Here is a 15,649-nt window from a genome sequence, read left to right as displayed (position 1 = left end):
GTTTGCAAACTTTAATGTTGTAATACTTTATTTTTATGTCCATTTATATTTGTGGGTAATAGTAAGATCTCAATTTCACTAGGATTTACATTTAAACTAATAAAACAGTTAACAAAATTACCTTTCTCATCTTCTGCACTCCACCTAATTTTCATATCGCATGTTGCATCTTTTGCAAAATAGTAATTTCTTTTTCCATTATCATTCTTCTCAACCGTTGCTATTTTTTTATCGTTACTGTATATTTCTACTATCTTTACCTCATTTTTATTTCTTTCCATCCCTTCAATTTTGTCAGTGAAAAGACGGCTGATTTCTAAGCTACACCCAGGCTTAGAAATATTAATACTAAGATGATCATAATGATTAAGAGAACGTTTTGCATATGCGCATGGCACATAACATCCATCAAAAAAGGCAACTGCACTATCAGTTTTGAGAAATTCCTGTCCGTTACTCATCCCTTCTTCGACTCGAAGAAGATATCTACCCAACCTCTTTTTAAAATTCTTTCGCTTGTCTTCAGGAATAGACTTTTCATTCAATATACTTATTATTTCTTTTTGCTTACTTAATACTACATAATTAAAAAGGAAAATGTTCTTATTCCATCGATAATAATTCGCTATTTTGTCAAATGGATCTGCAGGCCAGCCTTTATTATAATTTACGTTATCCTTATCATCTTTACACAAATTATCCTTAAGGCCAAAATTCAATTTTCTAAAATCTGATAATACTTCTTCTACCCTATCTTCAAAAAATTGAAGTTTATTTTGAAATTCTTTCCCATAATTCATTTTCTCATTTATTTTAAGAAGATATTCACTAAATTTCTTCCTAAAATTTTCTTGATCTTTGTGGGCAAGCCTCTGATCTAATATATCTGTTATATATTTTCGCTTATTCAATATTACGTAGTTAAAAAGGTCACTTTTTTTCCTCCTTTCATAATCTTCTGCTATTTCGTTAAAACACTCATTACTGTTCTTAAAATCCAATTTTTCGAAGTCTTGGAGCACGTTTTTTACATCATCCTCACTAAATTGAAGATTTGTTTGAGGAGATGCGTCAGTTCTACTTTGATCATCAAGTTGAGGATTTTTTTTAGTAGATTGGACTAATAAACTTTCTGTGCTGTTAGAGAAAGAATGATTATTTTCTTCAGATTGAGAACTTTTCTTTTTAGACGTATTCGTAAAAAAATTAGTTAGTGAACTAAACATTAAGCACCTCTTAGTATTACTATTTAACTATAACTTAATGCCAAATGTTGTAAAGCTAAAATTAATATGTAAATTCATTTTTTTACAAGACAGCTACAGGTAGCTTCTACAAAATTATATAATTAGTATATAATAAATGTTCAAGATATTGATTTCGTTTGTATTTTTACTACCTTACCAGGTAATATTATTAATGAACGGGTCAAGCAGATATCTCGATTAAGTTTTACTCCATCCACAAGTTCTCCATTTGTTACTCCAGTTGCAATAAACACTGATTCACCCTTTGCCATATCTTTTATGGTGTAGATTTTTTCTGGGTCCGTGATATTCAAAATTTTTGCTCTTTCTCTTAACTGATCGGTGTCAAATATCAATCTTCCTTCCATCTGTCCACCGATTGAGCTTAGTGCTGCAGCTGCAAGCACTCCCTCTGGTGCTCCTCCTATGCCGATATACATATCGTGGTTGCCATTTATTAGTGAAACTACGGCTGCAACATCACCATCATCTATTAGTTTAACTTTTACTCCCAATCTCCTGATTTTCAATATTAATTCATCATGTCTTTCACGTTTAAGTACAGTTACTATAAGATCACTTGCTTTACATCCTTTTGCCTTGGCTAAATTGTCCAGATTCTTCTCAATCCTATTTTTTAGTGAGACTACACCCTCTGGGAGATTTTTTCCCACTGCTATCTTTTCCATATAAACATCAGGTGCATGTAAAAAATTACCTTTTTTTGTTGCAGCAAGAACAGACATTGCTCCTTGTTTATAATGAGCGCAAATCGTAGTGCCCTCAAGTGGATCAACAGCGATGTCAATCTCAGGGCCACTTCCTGTGCCAACTTTTTCTCCGATATATAGCATCGGTGCTTCGTCCCTCTCCCCTTCCCCAATCACAATTGTACCATTTATTTCAATTGAGTTTAGCACCGTACGCATTGCATCAACTGCAACCTGATCGGCCTTTTTTTCATTACCAAGGCCTGCCAATTTATATGCAGCAAGTGCTGCAGCTTCGGTTACTTTCACTAACTTATAGGCTAAATCTTCTATCATTTACTCGAGAATCATAAATCAATATATATCATGCCACTTGATACTGCAAGATTCCTTGACTGATTGTGGGAAAGTTAGTATAACATAAGCATTATAGTAATGGGTTTAATTATGGCATATAGTGATGGTGATGTTAAGAAGTTTTATCGCAAAATAGCTGCAATTTTAAAATTTGATAATAAAGGGATTGCTAGTCTTGAAGATCTAACAAAGGAAGGAAGTTGGAAAGAAATTAATTTTCAAGATAAATGTGAAGGAGGCCATTCATTAGGAGATTTACTTCTAAAACTTGCAGATGAAAATGACAACCTACGTATTAAAGAATTTTTCCTTAAAAACGGATTCAAGCTTCCTGAGCAAGAACAAATAGCTGAAGCGGTAAATGAGAAGGAAGAAGAGGAGCAAAACATACCTGATGTGGAGGAGAGTAGAGCAGAACTTAGCAACAAAAATGAAGATGATCAATTTTCTACTTCATACAACAAGATAAAGAAAATTGTAGCTAGCAACCCTAATATAACTGCTGAGGAGTTTTGTAATGAGCTTGAAAAAGAGAAAATAGATATAAAAATAACAAACCAAGATGGTTGGACTTTGCTTTATTATGCTGTCCGTTCAGAAGGACCTGGTATTATCGACGATCGCATTATATTCCTAAAGATTGTTGAGTTACTCACAAATTTAAACATCGGAATCGATTTTAAAGATACTGCTTCCAAAACTGTGTTGGGTACAGCTGCAATAAATAAACAAGCTGATGTTATAAAGATACTCTTGGATAGTGGTAAATTTAATGAAGAAGAAAAATTTAACGCTCTGCGTCTTGCTATTATCCAAGGTAATGTTCAAGAAGTTAAAGCATTTTTAGGTTATGTAAATGCTGAAAGCAGACAAGCAGCTTTAGAGTGTGCTGTGAATAATACACAAAATAATACACAAGAAGAAATTACTCAGGTACTTTTAAACTTTATTACACCAGAAACACCCAATGTAAAAGAAAATAGAGCAAAACCTTGCAGCAGTAATGGAAATATTGGTAATAGATCTGTAGCAACAGCGCCTCCAGTTAGTACTAACGGTAATAATAACAAAAATGAAACGCCTGTATCAACAAGGGCTGACCCAACTGTCACACCAAATAATGATAAGAAAGCTAACGGCTTTGTAGAGGCTCAATTTTCTCCACCACATGAAAAAGAAACTAAATACAAAAAAAGTAAGGAGAGTTTTTACGCCTCATTAAGGAGTGATGTTGTTGGAGTTGTTATTGCAGGATTGTTTGTTGCTGCTGCTGTGATGGTTCCATCTTTAGCTGGTGCATTAGTTTGCAGTGTCCTAGCTATTTTAGTTGTAATAGTAACTGGATTACATGTAAAAAATTCTACACTGCCAAGTTATAGAGCAATGGAAGAAAATAAGGTTGAGCATATAAACCCAAGCATGCAAACGCTGTAAGTTGAGAAACTGGGACTCTAACTCCTAGAACGGTGTTGTAAACCTGTGTTAGTTTCTTCTACTTTATTAAGATTAAGTGGGACTAGTGCGATTCGAACGCACGGCCTTCGGATTAGGAATCCAACGCTCTATCCTACTGAGCTATAGTCCCATGTCTTCTGCTATTTATGCAAAATTATAGCAAAAAGTCTCGCATTTTTCTAGGCACCCTGTACAATTAATTCACAATAATAAAAAATATTTCTGTATTTCTTGAATGTAATACTGTTATATTTAATAATACGATTCCAATTGAAAGATTAATGCTAGTTAACAATATTAGTTACTTTTATAGTAATCAAGATGGCTTTGCTTTAAGCAACATCAACATTCAAGTGAAGAAAGGAAGTGTTGCCTGTTTACTAGGTCATTCTGGCTGTGGCAAGTCAACAATTCTAAAATTAATCGCAGGAATAGAAAATCCAAAATCTGGAACCATTGTTATAAATGATAAATTAGTTGCAAGTAACAAAGTGTCAATTGCTATAGAGCGTAGAAATATCGGATTGATTTTTCAGCATTCTGCATTATTTCCTCATAAAACAGTAATAGAAAATATAACTTTTGCTATTTGCAGTACTTCTAAGAAAGAAAAATACCTTACTGCATTGGAAATCTTAAAGCTATTTAATATAGAAAAATATGAAAACATGTACCCTCATGCTTTATCAGGAGGACAGCAACAATTAGTTGCAATAGCAAGAGTAATGGCGCAAAATCCTGATGTTGTTTTGCTCGATGAACCATTTTCTAATTTAGATATACTGCTCAAATATCGAATAAGGCACCATATATTGTCACTTTTTAGAAGCAAAAATATTCCTGTACTCATGGTAACTCATGATCCGCAAGAAGCGTTGAAAGTTGCAGATTTTATTTACGTGATGAAAAATGGTAAAATTATTCAATCAGGAGTTCCTAGCTACATATACCACAGACCTAAAGATGATACGTTAGCAAAATTTTTTAGTGAGCTTCCTTTTACTCTACAGCTAAACTAAACTTAATGTTAGGCTAAAACTATTATAAGATAATTAAAAACTCTTGATTTATAATTTAATAAAAGTGATATAATTTATGTATCACTTGGCTTCAGTCAAGTTTTAATACCTAAAAGTTAATATTTTCAACGGAGGTACAAATGAGTTTAGGTCCATGGCAGCTGTTTCTAGTCTTAATAATAATCTTAGTTCTGTTTGGTGCAGGTAGGTTACCACAAGTTATGGGTGATTTAGGCAAAGGCATTAAAAACCTTAAACAAGAACTTAAGGATTCAGAGAAACTATCATCTAATGAACCAGATCGTTAGCTTCCTTATGTTTCGTGACACGCACTAAAGTGCGTGTCATTTGTTTAAACAAGGCTAAAGAATTGAAGAGGTATGATTGAAGTACAGTAATAATTATGTTAGTTAGAATGTTATTAAAGGTTAATCGTGGAAGAAAGTGAGAAATTGACTGAAGATAAAAAATTGGCCTCTGATATTCTAAAAGAGGTTGCAGATACCAATAACAACGATAGTGATAAAGTAACATTGTTCGACATCAAAACAGCTTTACATGAGCGCGGTTTTGGTATTTTAATAATCATCTTCTCTTTACCGCTATCAGTACCTATACCTGTTCCACCTGGCTATACAACCATTCTTTCTATACCTTTAATCTTATTTTCACTGCAGCTTCTATTTGGGTTTGATTCTCCTTGGATGCCTAATTGGCTAGAAAGGAAATCTTTTCAACGTTCAACACTAGCTCTCGTGGTAGAGAAAACTTCACCTATATTAAAAAAAATAGAAAAGTTCATGAAACCAAGAATGTCTTTTATTTTTCTTGGTCCGGGTGAAAAGATTCTAGCTTTTATGATGTTGCTTTGTGCAATAATAATAGCTCTTCCATTACCTTTTACTCACTTCCTTCCTGCAATTGGTATAACTCTTATTTCACTCGGCATTATGGGTAAAGATGGATTTTTATCTACGTTAGGAGTGTTAGTTTCATTCTGTGCGTTATTGGTTACCCTTATTGTAATAGTTAAAGGACCAAAACTTATAGCCGGAACACTTTCTCTTCTTAAAAGCCTTATAACTTAAAAGCTTTACAACACTTTAATAAAAGAATGAAGTACAGCATGAAATGAATAATCGATATTGAAATATAGCAATAACTATGTTAGTTAGAAGTTATATTGTTATTAAAGGGTAACTGTGGAAAAAAGTGTGAAATTGACTGAAGATAAAAAATTGGCCTCTGATATTCTAAAAGAGGTTGCAGATACTAATAATAACGATAATGATAAAGTAACATTATTTGATATTAAAACAGCTTTACATGAGCGTGGTTTTGGTATTTTAATAATCATCTTCTCTTTACCGCTATCAGTACCTATACCTGTTCCACCTGGCTATACAACCATTCTTTCTATACCTTTAATCTTATTTTCACTGCAGCTTCTATTTGGGTTTGATTCTCCTTGGATGCCTAATTGGCTAGAAAGGAAATCTTTTCAACGTTCAACACTAGCTCTCGTGGTAGAGAAAACTTCACCTACATTAAAAAAAATAGAAAAGTTCATGAAACCAAGAATGTCTTTCATTTTTCGTGGTCCTGGTGAAAATATTTTAGCATTTATAATGCTGCTTTGTGCATTATCGATAGCAATCCCACTTCCTTTAACTAACTTCATTCCTGCAATTGGTACAACTCTCATTTCACTGGGTATCATGAGCAAAGATGGATTTCTCTCTATAATGGGAGTATTAGTATCATTGTGTGGGTTATTACTTACTCTTGTCGTAATAGTTAAAGGACCACAGCTTATATTTGGAGCATTTTCTTTTCTAAAAAGCTTTGTATATGGTTAAGCTTTACAACACTTTAACAAAAAAAAAAGAGCCCTTTACACCGATCGATAAAGATCATATAAAAATGTACGTTTGTGGGCCAACAGTATATGATACAGCACATATAGGTAATGCACGTTCTATTGTTGTTTACGATGTATTATTTCGACTGCTTAAATTTTGTTATGGAAAAGTTACTTATGTGCGTAATATAACCGACATCGATGACAAGATAATCAATGCAGCAAATGAGAAAAATAGTAATATAGAAAGCATTAGCAAATATTACACTAAAACTTTTCATGAAGACATGGAAAGCATAAATTGTGCAGAACCAACATATGAACCAAAAGCAACGGAAAACATAGATAACATTATCAAGTTAATTGAGTCTTTGCTGCAAGCTGGTCATGCTTATGAATCCAATAAACATGTATATTTTAGTGTAGAATCTTACCCTGAATACGGCGTTTTATCAGGAAAAAAAATTGATGAATTAAACTACGGTAGTAGAGTTGAAGTTGGTGAAAATAAAAAACACCCAGGAGACTTCGTACTTTGGAAACCTGCAAACGAAACTGACTATAAACTTTCAAGTCACTGGAATAGTCCATGGGGAGAGGGAAGACCAGGGTGGCATATAGAATGTTCAGCAATGTCATATGCTTACCTTGGCAAAGATTTTGACATTCACGGTGGGGGTATAGACTTGCAATTTCCTCATCATGAGAATGAAATTGCACAGAGTAAATCTGCATTTGCTGAGTCAACGTTTGCAAAATATTGGGTACACAACGGGTTTCTTACGGTAAATGAAGAGAAAATGAGCAAATCCTTATTTAATATAGTCAAAGTAAGGGATTTGTTAGATAGTGGAATAAAGGGTGAAGTAATACGTTATGCGCTGCTTAAAACTCACTACAGAAAACCACTTGATTGGACAGAAAATGTTATCTCTGAGTCGCAAGAAACTTTAAACAAGTTTTATCGGTTATTACGTAGTACATGTATTGAGGAAAGTGATACAGAAGTCTCTAAAGATTTTATAGAGGCTTTGAAAAACGATTTAAACATTCCTGAAGCTGTAGCCATATTGCATGAAATGGCTACAGAAATCAATAAGACAAGTAATGAATATGAGAAGCTCAAATTAACTAAGAAGTTTGTTAAAAGCGCAAGGTTCATTGGTATTCTTGAGTCAAGTTATCAAGAGTGGTTTGCAAGTGGTGTGAGTCATCAAGAAATAGAAAGGTTGATAGACTTAAGAAAAGTAGCAAAACAAAATAAAGATTATGATACTGCAGACAAAATAAGAGAGCAATTGAAACAAATGGGGGTTACAATTTCTGACAACGAAGATGGTACAACAACTTGGTATGGAAAATTATCTCCTATTGTTTATAGATAGCCTAGTATCATCGCTTATCTTACCCATACATCAAGGTTTTGTACTTTACACTATGTTATGCTTTAGGTCAAACTACGATCAACTACTTATATTACTTTTTGGAGTATTAGGATCCAGTCTTGGTGGAATAGCTAACTGGTATTTAGGTAGAATAACAATTTTTATCAGAAGATCACATCACAAATTAGAGAATGAAGACAAAACACCAAAAATTGTAAGGCACCTACTGATTTGTGCAGTTGCATTGCTTTCGTGGGTACCAGCACTTGGAAGTGTGACTCAGATTTTATCCGGTTACTTCAAGTTAAACCTTTATATTCTTGTTCCCTTAATTATTTTATCTAACTTCCTCTGTTTGTTGTATCTAACGTTTACCATCTAACTAAACATCAATAAACAACTTTTCTTCTGGTCATATTGAGCTAAATTTCTTCTTCAAACTACCTTTTAAAATGCTTTTATTACTTTTTGTCATAATACGATCAAATACTCCTAATAACCTCTTAAGTAAGCTTGGGGTTAGCGAAGAGATAGGATTAACAGATACGTTGTTGTTTTTATCATCACCATTTGCTTTGTAGTCTATTGAAATAATCCCCCTACTCTTTCCACCAGTCAGAAGTTTTCCGATTATAGGGATTTTCAACAAAGATTTGTTAATTGAGTATGCCGGTATTACTTGTCCTTCAACCTGGAATTTATAACCCTTAATATCGAGCGTACCACTAGTGCTAATGCCTAGTTCCGCTCCTTCAAGCCAAGATTCTTCAATTTCAACAGTGCCATCTTTATATGAAAAAGGTGCATTACACTTATAAAAATGTACACCTTCGTTCTTTATAGCATTTACAATACCAGGCAGTGAAGACATTGATAATAAAGTGGTAAGCAGTGGAGCATCTTTGATATAGAAATTGCTGATAGATAACATACCATAATGTTCTCCATTTTCTCTCTTAGAAGATAGATAAAGAGATAATTTGCCATTTTTAACTGATTTACCAATACCTAAAGAACGCAAAAGCATACCTGAATTATCCGAATATATTTCAAGCCCTATTTCACTATGTTCTACTAGTATATTACTGTTATCTTCTAAAAACTGTCCTGTGAATTGACTTCCACTACAATCACCTTTAGCACAAGTTACATTTAGCTTAGCATCTTTTATGATAATTCCTTCTTTCATAATTATATTATCAACATTCATAGTAACTTCTATTTTGTTATTTAATCGATTACTATCTTTGCCAAGTAAACCTAACACATCACTTAAGTTGATTTTCTCACCGTGAATAGTTATGGCATTTTTCTCCTTACCTGATTCAATTTCTATACTAAAATTATTATCAGGTAATTTAAAGTTGCTAGAATTTAAATATAGATTTCCATTTTCTACTCTTCCGCTAAATTTTATGTCTAGATCATTTCCTACAACATCTAGTTTATCTATTAGTAACTTACCTACTCCTTTTAGCCTTGTAGAAAATAAAACTTCATTGTGATCTTCAAAATGGTTTTTCCACCCTAAGTAGCTTGAACGCAACTCGAGCTCTGATAAATCTATATTACCATTAACATACCCTGTTTTGTCTTGATACATTACTGACTCTATATTTGCATTGATATAGCCATCACCGAAATTAAGTATTTGAGCAGGCAAATCTCCAGTCAAACTCCAGGCAAAATTTTCATTTTTATTGCTACTTTTGAGGTCAAATAGCAGCTGTGTATTATTTACCATACCACTGCCATTTAAATCAATAAAATCTCCGCCGAAATCAAGCTTAATCTCATATTTACCAAGACTGCCATTATACGCGACAAAATTATCAATTTCAGAATGAAATTTGGCTAAAAAATCTACTTTTTTATCATCAGCATTTAAATTAAAAATGTGAAAACTGAATACAGATTTTGCTATTCCACCTATACTGTCCCTTGTAATCTTCATCATATCATCCAGCTTAAATTTTATAGGTTCATATAACCCATAAGCATCACTTACAGCCTGACCATTAATTGTGAGAACAGAATCCTCTTTATTAAGAGATTGCATCTCAATTTCGCCACCATCAATATTGAAATTCTGGAACTTAGCGCTATTTACAATAATTTTGAGATTGTTATCCTTGAGGGTTAACTCACCGTTCAAGTTCTCTACTCGTTCAAAATCCTCATCAAATTGAACGCTGCCATTTTCTATATCAGCAACAATTACAATACCTGACAGATCATCATTTATTAAACTATCGATTTTACCGTTAAAACTTATAATTGTATTTATAATATTCCCATCAATATTATTACAATACCACTTTCTAAATTCATTGTTCACTAGACCATCTGGTACATAAGTACATAAATCTTTTGCAACAAGTTTACTAATATTAACTCTAAGCAAAGCATGATTTGTGCCAAAGTTCATTTTACCAATCAAAGAAAGGTAAGTATCATTTAACTTAAAATGAAAGTTTTTTATGCTAATGATTTCATCACTATATGTCAAATTTACATTAGTCAAGGCTAAGTTTTTACCTGAGTGACTCTCTGTATTTAACACGTATATGTTTCCGTCCACAACTTCATCCTTTCCATTAATTCTAATTGAAAAGTTTCCTTTGAATCCTATTTCTTTGTCCAAATTGTAACTTTTAACTAGTGTGGAAAATTCGTTAAATAGCCCCAACTTTAGGTTATAGAATGTTCCATAGAAATTTAGTAAATTATTACGGTTTTTTATCGTAATGGATAAATCATCTAGAAACCCTTTACCTTCTTTTGTATGGACACGAATATCCAAAACATTGAAATCTTCCCCCTTCCCTACATATACTTTATCAATAAAAAATTCACCTTCCATGCTTTTATTGATAGCAATGTTAGTAATTTTAATCCTTGAGTCTGCATTGAAGTAGAAAAAAAATTTTCTTATTGTCTTTAGCAGATTTTTTGTACTACTCATCTTCTCTGTCATTACAGATGTTATCTCTTTGCTCTCCTCCCTCTTGATATATATGTGTACATTATCAGCTAAAACCTGAGAGAACTTTTTGGAACTTAACTTAAAGTGTACGAAAAGCTCAGGAACTTCTATTGTAAAATCAGGATTTGTTATTTTTAAATCTGTAATGACTAGCTTGCCATCTTGATGCCAAATAACCGAAGTACTCTCCATGCTGACATCCGAATTGGTAAATATCTTTAATATTTTTTTCTTTATATAAAAATTAATATAACTAATATTGATTTCTAGAGGTCCCTCACCTTTAAAAAAGATAAAGAAGCAGGATATAAATAATAAAATTATAGAAAATGATATAGTAATTTTTTTAAGCATTGATTATTGCTTTTCTTGCTAGAATATCAGCTTCCTCATTGTATTTGTCACCATTATGCGCTTTCACCCAATTCCAATTAATTTCGTGTTGCAAAGCAGCATTATCTAATTCTTTCCATAATTCTATATTTTTTACTGACTTCTTATTACTTGTCTTCCAGCCGTTCATTTTCCACTTATTTATCCATTCTGTTATACCGTATTTAATATAGAGGCTATCCGTATACAAACTGATATTACAAGGAAATTTTAATACCTTCAGTCCATTGATCACTGCTGTTAACTCCATTTTATTATTTGTAGTATTTTCTTCTCTACCACAGATGTTCTTTCTATGATTTTGAAATAATATGATTGCTGCCCACCCTCCTGTCCCTGGGTTACCAGAGCATGCTCCATCTGTGTATATTGTCACTTCCTTTTTCTTCATCTTTAACTGTAGTGAATTAATAAAGTATATCGTTGCTTCTATAAAATCACAATTTTTATAGATATAGAGGCAATTTAAGCCGCACCTTTAAATTTTATTATGGAAATAAAAAAAAGTGCTACAACGAGCATTATTAGAAGAGAAAGTAAAAGATAGTTTTTATGTTCTTTCATAGTTAAAATAAGTCAATAGAACAAAAAATAATACTAGCAAATAGAGAAAATAGATAAGAAATTGAGTAAGAAAACATTTTTTTCTGCGAGCTATGATTCTTAAGCCTTATAACTGATATGGCAAACCAAATAAAAACGCAACCTTCAATAATTGCCATACTGAGGTAGAATAATGACTTTTTCAAAAATAGTGCTGGGAGTAAGCTAGTTAATACCAACAATATACTATAAATTAATATATGTTTTCTTGTCTTTTTCGGTCCATGGATAACATTAAACATTGGTATCGATGCTTTTACATAGTCCTCAGATCTATTTAAAGATAGAGCCCAAAAATGTGGTGGAGTCCACATAAAAATTATTAAAAATAGAATAAAACTTTCCCAACTTACAGAGTCAGTTACAACCGCCCAGCCAATCATTGGAGGAAAAGCACCTGCTGCACCACCGATAACGATATTCTGCGGAGTACGCCTTTTTAGCCAAATTGTATATACGAAAACGTAAAATAATATGCTAACTGCAAGTAAAGCAGCAGAAATATAATTTACTGCTATTGCCATGATAAATACTGACAATATTCCAATAGTTATGCCAAACTCAAGCGCGCTTTCTGCAAAAACTCTACCTGAAGGTATAGGACGATTTTTTGTCCTCTCCATAACCAAGTCTATATCTCTGTCATACCACATATTTATTGCACCTGCAGATCCTGAACCAAGAGCAATGCACATAAGAGATATTAGTGCAAGGAAAGGATGAATGCTACCTGGTGCAGCAACCATTCCAGCAATTGCAGTAAACACTACAAGGTACATTATCCTTGGCTTCAGCAAATGCCAAAAGTCCAATATTGTCGATTCAACGTTTAACAAAGCACTTATATACACTTTATTTTACCACTGGTGGCTTTTCGAAAGTATGAAAAGGTGGTGGTGAAGATACCGTCCACTCTAAGGTATCACCCCCCCAAGGATTATCTCCATTTTTTTTGCCCCACTTAAAGAGATGTATAACTATAAATACAAAAAACATAACTGAAACAAAGGACATATATGAGCCAATTGAGGATATATAATTCCAAGGGATAAACGCGTCGGGATAATCAGGTATACGCCTTGGCATACCTGCTAATCCCAGGAAATGCTGGGGTAAGAAAGTGACATTGGTGCTAATAAAAGTGAGCCAAAAGTGTATCTTTCCTAAACACTCGTTATATTGCTTACCTGACATTTTGCCTATCCAATAATAAAAACCGGCGAAAGCTCCAAATAATGCAGCAAGCGACATGACATAGTGAAAGTGAGCAACGACATAATAGGTATCGTGCAAAAGCTTATCTATTCCACCGTGAGAAAGAATTATTCCGGTTATACCACCTCCAACAAACATGAAAATAAAACCTAATGCAAACAGCATTGGTGTCTTCAATTCAATCGCTCCACCCCACATAGTTGCAATCCAACTAAAGACTTTTACACCAGTTATAACACCAATGAAAATTGTGCTAGTGCTAAAAAATATAGCAGCATCCTCGCTAAGCCCAACAGTAAACATATGGTGAGCCCAAACCATGAAGCCAAACGTTGCTATTCCTATCATGGCATAAACCATTCCCATATAACCAAATACTGGCCTATGAGAAAAAGTTGACACAATCTGACTGATGATACCAAATGCAGGAAAAATAATTATGTAAACTTCTGGATGACCAAAAAACCAAAACAGATGTTGAAATAACACAGGATCACCACCACCAGCAGGATCAAAAAAGGAGGTACCTATATTACGATCAGTGAGCAGCATAGTTATAGCACCAGCAAGTACCGGTAAGGCAACAATTAACATAAATGACGTGAGTAAAATAGACCAAACAAATAGTGGTATCTTAGTTAGTGACATACCTTTTGCACGCATATTGAATATGGTAACTATAAAGTTGATCGCCCCAACAATTGATGACATACCAGCAACATGAAGTGCAAGTATAGCAAGATCAACTCCTGCACTTGGGTGAGACATGATTTGCGATAGAGGTGGGTATAAAGTCCATCCTGTTCCAGGACCTTCGCCAGCAAATACCGAGAGGATAAGCAAAATAAAAGATGAAACTAACAACCAAAAACTTAAATTATTCATACGAGGAAATGCCATATCTGGTGCACCAATCATGAGAGGTACGAACCAATTACCAAATCCTCCCATTAAGGCTGGCATTATCATAAAAAACACCATTATTACCGCATGCCCTGTAATCATTACGTTATATAGCTGGTAATTATTGTTAAGTATATTAATGTGCATTAGCTGAGTACGAATAATTACCGATAATAATCCACCAATAATTCCAGCTAATATGGAAAAAATAATGTATAGTGTCCCTATATCTTTGTGATTAGTAGAAAACAGCCAACGTCTTATACCTTTTGGTACATCACTCATATCTATACTCCAAACTTAACTTACTAATTTTTTATCTTCAATCCACTTATTAAAATCTTCTTTACTCACTGCTTCAACAACAATTGGCATAAATCCATGACCTTGACCACATAGTTCATAACATTGCCCATAATAAATACCGGGCTTTGTAACGTTAAACCATGCTTCATTCAGCCTACCTGGTATTGCATCAATTTTTATACCAAAAGCAGGTATTCCCCAGCTATGTATTACATCTCCTGCTGTCACTTGTAAACGAATATTAGTATTGATAGGTAAAATAACGTTATTATCAACAGAGAATAGTTTTAAATCTCTTTCGGTAAGGTCTTCTTTTCCTTTTATATAGCTGTCAAATGAAATACCTTGATATTCTGGGTACTTGTAACTCCAATACCATTGATGACCAATAACTTTTAGTGTTATGTCAGCTTTTGGCACTTTCTCCTGTAGTTTAATTAATTCAGCATTTTTAAAAGCCAATACCCCAACAATAATCGTTGGTATAACAAACCAGATAATTTCTACAAAGATATTATGAGTTATTTTACTGACATTTTTCACTTTGCCCTTACGAAAGCGAAATACTACATAAGCAAGCAGGGCCCATACAAAAAGCATAATTGCAATCATTACACTCATCACAAACGAATGTGACTTAACTACAACCTCCATTATCTCAGTTGCAGGCGCAGGAAATCCAAATTGCCAAGAAGTAGGAGCAGAAGCAATTGATATATTTGAGTAAAACATTATCAATAATGCAAGTAACTTCACCATATTTTTTGCTGTAAAACTAACTGTATAATAATATATATACACTTACTATGCAAACAGAGATTATAGAATTTACACAAGTGTTTTGCTAAATATTGAATCAAAAGTAAATGATGATTAATGTTTTTTTAGCATTTAATAAATATAATAATACGATACTAACTTGAGGAAAAAGCATTTACATGAATCTATTTTAAGTTAAAATATTATAATATTTTAAGTTAAGTATTTACTTTAAGGAAGTTCTATAATAAGTTTAATAGTGTCTGTTATTGCTAATAACCCTCTAGCCTCACACCTAAAAGCAGTAACAGACACTATTAAACTTTAAGTAAGTTTGCCTATTTATAATTCATTGAGGTAAAAATCTTACTAATTCCTTTAATTCTATTATACAGCTGAGTTTACTAATTAACCTTTAATGTTTACGTTAGCATTTGCATCTTAAATCAA

At 33.1% G+C, this 15,649-nt stretch carries 14 protein-coding genes and 1 tRNA gene; 7 read left to right on the top strand and 8 right to left on the bottom strand.

What is annotated here, in order from left to right; translation table 11 throughout:
• Positions 1–11: 11 nt before the first annotated feature.
• Together MJ631_RS02290 and glpX are read right to left on the bottom strand one after the other, a co-directional pair.
• Positions 12–1,226 carry a hypothetical protein gene (locus tag MJ631_RS02290; RefSeq protein WP_262986596.1) on the bottom strand — a complete coding sequence of 405 codons (1,215 nt, stop codon included), beginning with the start codon at positions 1,224–1,226 and terminating at the stop codon, positions 12–14.
• 140 nt (positions 1,227–1,366) lie between these two features.
• Positions 1,367–2,290 carry a class II fructose-bisphosphatase gene (glpX, locus tag MJ631_RS02285; protein ID WP_214303462.1) on the bottom strand — a complete coding sequence of 308 codons (924 nt, stop codon included), beginning with the start codon at positions 2,288–2,290 and terminating at the stop codon, positions 1,367–1,369.
• A gap of 114 nt (positions 2,291–2,404) precedes the next feature.
• On the opposite strand from glpX, the gene MJ631_RS02280 reads away from it, so the two are divergent.
• Positions 2,405–3,748 (top strand): ankyrin repeat domain-containing protein, encoded by a 1,344-nt coding sequence (locus MJ631_RS02280; RefSeq protein WP_214303380.1) that lies wholly within the window; start codon positions 2,405–2,407, stop codon positions 3,746–3,748.
• 77 nt (positions 3,749–3,825) lie between these two features.
• On the opposite strand, the gene MJ631_RS02275 is transcribed toward MJ631_RS02280, so the two are convergent.
• Positions 3,826–3,899: transfer RNA gene (locus MJ631_RS02275), tRNA-Arg, on the bottom strand.
• Between the two features lie 151 nt (positions 3,900–4,050).
• Here MJ631_RS02275 and MJ631_RS02270 point away from each other — a divergent pair.
• The 6 genes from MJ631_RS02270 to MJ631_RS08115 all read left to right on the top strand — a co-directional run bounded on the left by MJ631_RS02270 (position 4,051) and on the right by MJ631_RS08115 (position 8,416).
• Complete coding sequence (locus MJ631_RS02270) at positions 4,051–4,788, top strand: ABC transporter ATP-binding protein (RefSeq protein WP_007302769.1); 738 nt, start codon at positions 4,051–4,053, stop codon at positions 4,786–4,788.
• Positions 4,789–4,928: 140 nt separating this feature from the next.
• Entirely contained in the window at positions 4,929–5,096 is a 168-nt protein-coding gene (gene tatA, locus MJ631_RS02265) for a twin-arginine translocase TatA (RefSeq protein ID WP_006013840.1), read from the top strand.
• Between the two features lie 126 nt (positions 5,097–5,222).
• Complete coding sequence (locus tag MJ631_RS02260; RefSeq protein ID WP_007302768.1) at positions 5,223–5,876, top strand: exopolysaccharide biosynthesis protein; 654 nt, start codon at positions 5,223–5,225, stop codon at positions 5,874–5,876.
• Between the two features lie 114 nt (positions 5,877–5,990).
• The gene (locus MJ631_RS02255; RefSeq protein WP_007302767.1) at positions 5,991–6,647 is read left to right on the top strand and encodes an exopolysaccharide biosynthesis protein; all 657 of its coding nucleotides are present in this window, start codon (positions 5,991–5,993) and stop codon (positions 6,645–6,647) included.
• Entirely contained in the window at positions 6,640–8,034 is a 1,395-nt protein-coding gene (cysS, locus tag MJ631_RS02250; RefSeq protein WP_012481729.1) for a cysteine--tRNA ligase, read from the top strand. Before MJ631_RS02255 ends, cysS begins: the two co-directional genes overlap by 8 nt.
• A complete protein-coding gene (locus tag MJ631_RS08115) occupies positions 8,003–8,416 on the top strand; it encodes a YqaA family protein (RefSeq protein ID WP_012481730.1) in 414 nt (137 codons plus the stop codon). The genes cysS and MJ631_RS08115 overlap by 32 nt, the downstream gene beginning before the upstream one ends.
• A 30-nt stretch (positions 8,417–8,446) precedes the next feature.
• Here MJ631_RS08115 and MJ631_RS02245 read toward each other — a convergent pair whose 3' ends face one another.
• The 5 genes from MJ631_RS02245 to coxB all read right to left on the bottom strand — a co-directional run bounded on the left by MJ631_RS02245 (position 8,447) and on the right by coxB (position 15,199).
• A complete protein-coding gene (locus MJ631_RS02245) occupies positions 8,447–11,374 on the bottom strand; it encodes a DUF3971 domain-containing protein (RefSeq protein ID WP_263858703.1) in 2,928 nt (975 codons plus the stop codon).
• A complete protein-coding gene (gene rnhA, locus MJ631_RS02240; RefSeq protein WP_007302764.1) occupies positions 11,367–11,804 on the bottom strand; it encodes a ribonuclease HI in 438 nt (145 codons plus the stop codon). The genes MJ631_RS02245 and rnhA overlap by 8 nt, the downstream gene beginning before the upstream one ends.
• 175 nt (positions 11,805–11,979) lie before the next feature.
• The gene (locus MJ631_RS02235; RefSeq protein WP_007302763.1) at positions 11,980–12,867 is read right to left on the bottom strand and encodes a heme o synthase; all 888 of its coding nucleotides are present in this window, start codon (positions 12,865–12,867) and stop codon (positions 11,980–11,982) included.
• 1 nt (position 12,868) lies between these two features.
• Positions 12,869–14,419 carry a cytochrome c oxidase subunit I gene (ctaD, locus tag MJ631_RS02230; RefSeq protein WP_019236326.1) on the bottom strand — a complete coding sequence of 517 codons (1,551 nt, stop codon included), beginning with the start codon at positions 14,417–14,419 and terminating at the stop codon, positions 12,869–12,871.
• 15 nt (positions 14,420–14,434) lie between these two features.
• The gene (gene coxB / locus MJ631_RS02225) at positions 14,435–15,199 is read right to left on the bottom strand and encodes a cytochrome c oxidase subunit II (protein ID WP_007302761.1); all 765 of its coding nucleotides are present in this window, start codon (positions 15,197–15,199) and stop codon (positions 14,435–14,437) included.
• Positions 15,200–15,649: the final 450 nt, after the last annotated feature.

The organism is Wolbachia endosymbiont of Oryzaephilus surinamensis, from assembly GCF_025617515.1.
Taxonomy (GTDB): domain Bacteria; phylum Pseudomonadota; class Alphaproteobacteria; order Rickettsiales; family Anaplasmataceae; genus Wolbachia.
Note: the sequence above shows the minus strand (reverse complement) of the source record. Positions and strands in the feature narration are given on the sequence as shown.

What these genes read in the sequence shown, in the direction of transcription:
- MJ631_RS02245 (WP_263858703.1), bottom strand. Translation starts at nt 11,374, where the DNA reads ATGCTTAAAAAAATTACTATATCATTTTCTATAATTTTATTATTTATA.
- ctaD (WP_019236326.1), bottom strand. Translation starts at nt 14,419, where the DNA reads ATGAGTGATGTACCAAAAGGTATAAGACGTTGGCTGTTTTCTACTAAT.
- rnhA (WP_007302764.1), bottom strand. Translation starts at nt 11,804, where the DNA reads ATGAAGAAAAAGGAAGTGACAATATACACAGATGGAGCATGCTCTGGT.
- tatA (WP_006013840.1), top strand. Translation starts at nt 4,929, where the DNA reads ATGAGTTTAGGTCCATGGCAGCTGTTTCTAGTCTTAATAATAATCTTA.
- MJ631_RS02280 (WP_214303380.1), top strand. Translation starts at nt 2,405, where the DNA reads ATGGCATATAGTGATGGTGATGTTAAGAAGTTTTATCGCAAAATAGCT.
- coxB (WP_007302761.1), bottom strand. Translation starts at nt 15,199, where the DNA reads ATGGTGAAGTTACTTGCATTATTGATAATGTTTTACTCAAATATATCA.
- MJ631_RS02290 (WP_262986596.1), bottom strand. Translation starts at nt 1,226, where the DNA reads ATGTTTAGTTCACTAACTAATTTTTTTACGAATACGTCTAAAAAGAAA.
- MJ631_RS02270 (WP_007302769.1), top strand. Translation starts at nt 4,051, where the DNA reads ATGCTAGTTAACAATATTAGTTACTTTTATAGTAATCAAGATGGCTTT.
- MJ631_RS08115 (WP_012481730.1), top strand. Translation starts at nt 8,003, where the DNA reads ATGGAAAATTATCTCCTATTGTTTATAGATAGCCTAGTATCATCGCTT.
- cysS (WP_012481729.1), top strand. Translation starts at nt 6,640, where the DNA reads ATGGTTAAGCTTTACAACACTTTAACAAAAAAAAAAGAGCCCTTTACA.